The 6,773-nt window shown below is 33.2% G+C and carries 4 protein-coding genes and 1 pseudogene; 1 reads left to right on the top strand and 4 read right to left on the bottom strand.

Annotated features, from left to right (window positions below):
• The 3 genes from ACMUOV_RS06120 to bamA all read right to left on the bottom strand — a co-directional run.
• Window positions 1-1,318 (bottom strand): bifunctional UDP-3-O-[3-hydroxymyristoyl] N-acetylglucosamine deacetylase/3-hydroxyacyl-ACP dehydratase (locus tag ACMUOV_RS06120; protein ID WP_413854224.1); only part of this gene is annotated, 1,318 nt, incomplete at its 3' end.
• Between the two features lie 21 nt (window positions 1,319-1,339).
• Entirely contained in the window at window positions 1,340-2,383 is a 1,044-nt protein-coding gene (gene lpxD, locus ACMUOV_RS06115; RefSeq protein WP_413854223.1) for a UDP-3-O-(3-hydroxymyristoyl)glucosamine N-acyltransferase, read from the bottom strand.
• Between the two features lie 141 nt (window positions 2,384-2,524).
• On the bottom strand, window positions 2,525-4,885 hold the full coding sequence (gene bamA / locus ACMUOV_RS06110; RefSeq protein WP_413854222.1) for an outer membrane protein assembly factor BamA: 2,361 nt from the start codon (window positions 4,883-4,885) through the stop codon (window positions 2,525-2,527).
• A 186-nt stretch (window positions 4,886-5,071) separates the two neighbouring features.
• On the opposite strand from bamA, the gene ACMUOV_RS06105 reads away from it, so the two are divergent.
• Window positions 5,072-6,223, top strand: coding sequence for a cation diffusion facilitator family transporter (locus tag ACMUOV_RS06105; protein ID WP_413854221.1), 1,152 nt, complete (start codon window positions 5,072-5,074; stop codon window positions 6,221-6,223).
• A 10-nt stretch (window positions 6,224-6,233) separates the two neighbouring features.
• Here ACMUOV_RS06105 and ACMUOV_RS06100 read toward each other — a convergent pair.
• Window positions 6,234-6,773, bottom strand: a pseudogene (locus ACMUOV_RS06100) (replication-associated recombination protein A); the annotation flags it as partial.

Here is a 6,773-nt window from a genome sequence, read left to right as displayed (position 1 = left end):
TTTTCATTATAATGAACATAAATTCGGCTTCGGTAGCAAGTTTTCCGTTAACATAAGCCATACCTTTAACTTTACCTTTTTTACCGCTGCTATGTAAAACTTCTATTTTTAATTCCAACAAATCACCGGGAAGAACCGTTCTTCTAAAACGAACATTATCTATTCCCATAAAATAAGCCAAACAGTTTGACATATTAGGCCTTGATAAAAATAAAACACATGACGTTTGTGCCATTGCTTCAACTATTAAAACACCCGGCATTATCGGCTTACCCGGGAAATGTCCTTGAAAGAAAGGTTCATTACCGCTAACGGCTTTATAACCTGTTGCAACATTAGGATTATTTGTCAGCTTTACTTTATCAACCATAAGAATCGGATATCTGTGCGGAATAATTTTTTGAATTTGTTCACTTTCTATTAACCTTTCTTCACCTTCCATATTTTGTTTTACCTCTTCCTGTTTTTTATCCGAAATTATTATTGCTTTTTTTATAAACTCTTTAACGAACAGACCGTTATTTTTATGACCCGGTTTTTTTGCAACTATTTTTGCTTTTAATTGTTTTCCCAGCAAATACAAATCACCTATTAAATCCAAAGTTTTATGACGAACAAATTCGTCTTCAAATTTTAACGGCTCTTTGTTGTGAATCCCCGTAGGTCCTATAACTATTGCATTTTCCAAACTGCCGCCTTTTGCCAAACCGTTGGCTTGTAATGCTTCTATTTCGTAATCAAAGCAAAATGTTTTTGCGGCAGCAATTCCGTTTGTAAAATTTTCTTTTGTTATTATAAATTTTCCTTCCTGATGCGATAAGAAAGGATGGTCAAAACCTATAGTACATTCTATTTCGAAATTATCCGACGGATATGCGGTAATTTCGGTTTGTCCGTTTTTAAAAGAAACAGGTTCTTTTAAACCGTAATATGTTCTTTCGGCTTCAAGTTCTTTAATTCCGGCTTTTAAAAGTTCTTCCGCAATTATTTTTGCACTGCCGTCAAGAATCGGCGGTTCGCTATTATTTATTTCTATAAGAACATTATCTATTTGTAATGCCGAACATGATGCCAAAATATGTTCTATCGTATAAATTTTTACACCGTCTTTTTCTATTATGGTTCCCCTTATAGCTACGTCGCCGGATAAATGCTGCCAATCGGCTTTTATATCGGGTTTATTCGGCAAATCAACCCTTATAAAATGTATTCCGTAATCTGCAGGTGCCGGTTTAAAAACTATTTTACTTTTATTACCCGTATGCAATCCTACACCTTCTAAAACAACTTCTTTTGCAATAGTAGTTTGCTTTGACATAAACTTCAAAACCTCTTTATATTATTTATTTTCTTTATCGTTTATCTTTTTTTCCAAATCTTTTACCGTAGCATATATTTCCGGTAATTTTTTTATTATTGCTTTTGTTTGTAAATACCTTCTGTAAGGTTGATAAGGTTCGCCTGCAACAACCTGCCCTGCCGGTATGTCGTTTGTTATTCCGCTTTGAGCACCTATCATTACATTGTCGCCTATATTTAAATGCCCCACAATACCAACTTGCCCTGCCAAAGTAACATGATTACCGACGGTAGTTGAACCGGCAATACCGACTTGTGAAACTATCGTGGAATTTTTACCTATGTGAACATTATGTGCAATCATTACAAGGTTATCTATTTTTGTATTATCACCGATATATGTTTTACTTGACGGTAAAGCTGCCCTGTCAACTGTTGTATTTGCACCTATTTCAACATTGTTACCGAGTTCGACATAACCCAACTGCGGTTTTTTTATTACTTTATCACCTTCGGAAACAAAGCCGAAACCGTCTCCGCCCAAAACAACACCGGGGTTTAAGATACAATCATCACCGATAATTGTATCTTCCCTTATCGTAACATTAGGATATATCAAACAATTTTTACCTATTTTAACATTTTGCCCTATAAAAACATTTGCCAAAATTTTTGTATTATCACCTATTTCCGTATTTTCTTCTATAACCACATTATGCCCTATTGAAACATTTTTACCTAATTTTACCGTTTCTTCTATTACGGCTTTCGGACTTATAAACACTTTTATTTTTGAAAGTTTTATATCATTTAATATATTTAAAATTTTCCCGTAAGCAACTTGCGGATCTTTAACGAGAATAAAAGTTTTACCTTCATATTGACTGATGTTTGTATTTTCCGGAACTAATATCGCTGCGGCTTTTGTTGTTTTTAAAAAATGTTCATATTTCGGATTACCGAAAAAAGACAATTCGTTTTCGGCTGCATCCTGCAATGTATTTATTGATACTACCGTTAAATTCTCGTTTCCTGTAATTTTACCGCCGACGATTTCTGCAATTTGTTTTAATGTAAAATTCATTGTTTCCCCTTAAAAATTTATCCTGTAAATTTTTAGTTTACAGGTTTATAGGGTTATGAGGTTATAGGTTGTTTTTTTAATTTAAACTTATAATCCTATAACCTTATAATCTAATAACCCTACAAATTGCTTAGCAATTTGTTAGAACACATTTCCTATTGTAAAATAGAACTGTTGTAAATCTTCACCCGGTTTATGATTTAAACCGTAACCCCAATCAAGCCGTAACGGAAATACCGGTGTTGCAAACCTTATACCGAAACCTACACCGGATTTCAAATAATATTCATTGTTATCCGGGTTATCCGTTCCGAAACTTAAATGAACTTTATCAGCCGTCTTCCAAGTTCCACCTATATCATAAAAGAATGCACCTTGTAAAACGGTCTTTTTGTTTTCCTGAACTATAGGAAATTTGTATTCAAAATTTACAACCGACATTACTTTACCGCCGTCATAAGGTCCTACTTCGGTTCTGTATTTATATCCTCTAACGGTATCGGCACCGCCGATATAATACTTTTCATACAATGGAACATCTTTTGAACCGCCATAACTTTCTATCCAACCGAGATTTACATTTATGGAGAATACAAATTTCCAAAATGTAGGAATAAACCAAGCCGCTCTTATGGAATTTCTTATATAATTAACGTTACCGCCGAAAGGTCCGCCTGCAACCGAAATTCCGTAAGTATATTTTGCACCTCGTGACGGATCAAAAACATAATCCCTTGTATCATAAGTTATTTGCGCCAAAACACTTGAAGTTCTGTCTTTTGCCAAATCGGGATCGTTTAATATACTTTCTCTAAGTTGTTCATCTTTTATATCAAACAATCTGACATGTTCGTAAGTATATCCGAAAAGCAAGGACAAATTATCGGTAAGTCTCGGACCTACTTTAACAGAACCTCCAAGTCGACCTTCTCTATAAGCATCTGTTGTATAATTATAATCTCTTAACCTTTCTATGTTATATACGGAAAGCCCTAAACTCATTTTTTTATTTAAGAACCAAGGTTCTGTCCAACTGATTTCATAATTTCTTCTTCTTGCACCGAATTCCCACAATAAATTTAACCTTTGTGCTTTACCGAATAAATTCATGTGTTGTAATTGAACGGAACCTACAAATTTATCAACGGAAGAATAACCTGCACCGGCCGTTATCATACCGGGTTTACCTTCGGTTATACCGAATACCAAATCCATAATATCAGGCGAATTTGTAGGAACAATATTAGGTTCAGCCCCATCGATAAAACCTAAATTATAAATTTTTTCCATACTTCTTCTTACTTTCCCCGACGATAAAACATCACCGGGCTTTAAAAGTATTTCTCTTCTTATGGTATTATCTTTTGTGGAAGTTAAACCTTCTATGTCTATATTACCGACAAAAACCTGATTATTTTCCTGAATTTCATAAGATATATCAACGTAAGATTCGGATTCAGCATATATTGATTTTGCGATTTTTGGAAAATCGGCATCGGTAACCGGAGTATTTTCGGCTTCTTCATCCGATAAATTATTGTGTACACCTTTTGTAAAATTGGGAGCCACATACGCCTGCAAGTAACCTTTATTTGAATAATCGTCATAAATTTTGTTTAAAGTTTCGGCTACTTTTTCCTGACTGAAAATATCATCTTTTTTCAAAACACTATATTTTTTTATTTGTTCATCATCAATAACCAAATTACCGTGAAAAGATATATCACCTATTAAATATTTTTGACCTTCATTTAACGTTAAAGTTATAAACATCTGGGTTCTTTCTTCGTTGTAAGAAATTACGGGTTCGTCTATTGAAAAATCCATAAAACCGCGATTTTTATAAAATTTTGTAATTTCCAACATATCATTTTTTAAAGTTTCTTCTTTGAAAACTTTTTTACTTTTCGTTTTTGCCAATTTCTTTATTTTTTTAACTTTAAAAGATTGACACCCTTCTATATACAAATCACCTATTACCACTTTTTTATTTTCGGTAATTAAAAAAGATATTGTCATTTTGTTGGCGTCGACATCTGTTGTAGGGTATGCCTCTATCTGACAATCGGCATAACCTTTATCACCGTAAAGAGAATAAATTTTTCTTTTGGTTTCTTCAAGTTCGGCTTTATCGAAAAACCCTTTTTCTTTTACGGTTGCTTCACTTTTTAATTTCCCGTTTGAAAATTCTTTATTACCTTTAAAAACAATTTTTGCAATATAAGGTTTTTCCGATACAACAAACCTAACGGTTCTGTTTTGACTGTCAACATAATACTCGGCATTATCAAAAGAACCTATGGAAAGAATTCTCCTTATATCTTCCCTTGCGACAGATTCATCATAAACTTTACCTTTTTTGGTTTTAATCTCAGATATAACCGATTTCGGTTTTACATTTTTTATACCTTCTATAATAACCGTTTTTATTTTAAAACCTTCTTCCGCAAATACACAAGTTACAATAAACATAAACAAAATACTTAATAAAATCTTTTTCATTATATATTTTTCCTATTAAAAACTATATCTTGCAATCTTTTTGATTATATTAAAAATTGAGTGAAAAATCAACAAAAAAACATTGATTTTTTAATAAAATTTTATTTTTAATTTACGCTGATAAATTTCTATACAACAACTTTTAAAATTATTGTATAATATTAACTTAAATTAAAGAGGTTATTTATGGACAACAAAAAGCTTTCCGTTGCGGAAAATTCAGTTCAAGAAACCATAAACAGAGATAAAATAATAGTTCATACAAGTATCGTAGGAATTATTACCAACATACTTCTTGCGGCATTTAAAGCGACAATAGGTTTAATATCAAATTCTATTGCCGTCATTTTGGATGCCGTAAACAATTTATCTGATGTTTTATCTTCACTAATTACAATAATCGGTGCAAAACTTGCAAATAAACTTCCGGATAAAAAGCATCCTTTAGGACACGGAAGAATAGAATACATGAGTGCACTGCTTGTTTCGGCAATAGTTTTGTATGCCGGTATAACAGCGGCAATTGAATCAATAAAAAGAATTATTCATCCGCAAGTAGCGGATTATTCAATAATTTCATTAATAATAATCGCCGTTGCCGTCATTGTAAAAATTATACTTGGAAAATACGTAAAATCAAACGGAGAAAAAGTAAAATCAACAGCCCTTATAGCTTCCGGTACCGATGCAATGTTTGATGCCATACTTTCGGCTTCCGTATTGGCATCGGCAATAATTTATTTTACAACAAAAATATCATTAGAAGCTTACGTAGGTATAATAATTTCTGTCGTAATTATAAAAGCCGGTATAGAAATGATGTCCGATACTTTAGGTGATATTTTAGGCAAAAGAGCTGATAGTCAAACTACAAAAAAAATAAAACAACTTCTAACCCAAGAACCTGAAGTTCGCGGAGCATATGATTTAATTATTCATAATTACGGACCTAATAAAAATCTTGCTTCGGTTCACTTGGAATTACCGGATATAATGACGGTTGAACAAGTTGATAAACTAACAAGAAAACTACAAACTGAAGTTTATCACCAAACAGGTGTTATTCTTGCAGGTGTAGGTGTTTATTCTTACAATACAAAAAATGATGAAGCTGCAAAAGTATATAATACGGTTCATGAAACCGTAATGGCACATGATTGGATTTTACAAATACACGGATTTTATGCGGATACGGCTGCAAAAAAAATAAGATTTGACGTTGTTATTTGTTTTGAAACGGACGCAAACGAATGTCTTAAAGTTTTATATAATGAACTTAAACAAATTTATCCGGAATATGAAATAGCCATTGTTCCGGATGTTGATATTTCCGATTAATAATTTTAAATTATTTATGTGCTTTTTTCCAGTCTTTAATTTGTTTCAATCTTTCTTTATATTTACTTTCCAAACCTTGTTCGGTTGGATGATAATAAGTTTTATCTTTTAAAGAATCCGGCAAACACTGCATATTTGTAAGTTTATCTTTTGTGTCGTGTGCATATTGATAACCTTTACCGTAATTCAGTTCTCTCATAAGTTTTGTAGGTGCATTTCTTATTACTAAAGGGACCGGCTCTGCAAGGTGCTGTTTTGCATCTTCGGCAGCAAGATGATATGCCGTATCCATAGCATTTGATTTCGGTGCCATAGCCATATAAACAACGGCTTCGGTTAAATGAACACTGCATTCGGGCATTCCTATAAAGTGGCAGGCATGGTATGCAGCCACGGCAATTTCAAGTGCCCTCGGGTCTGCAAGCCCAACATCTTCACTTGCAAACCTTGTAACTCTTCTTGCAATATATAACGGATCTTCACCCGCTTCCAACATTCTTGCAAGCCAATAAACCGCTGCATCGGGATCCGAATTTCGCATGGATTTGTG

Source organism: Candidatus Ruminimicrobium bovinum, from assembly GCF_902760015.1.
Classification (GTDB): domain Bacteria; phylum Elusimicrobiota; class Endomicrobiia; order Endomicrobiales; family Endomicrobiaceae; genus Ruminimicrobium; species Ruminimicrobium bovinum.
The sequence above is the reverse complement of the archived record's forward strand: the minus strand, read 5'-3'. Positions and strand labels throughout refer to the sequence as shown.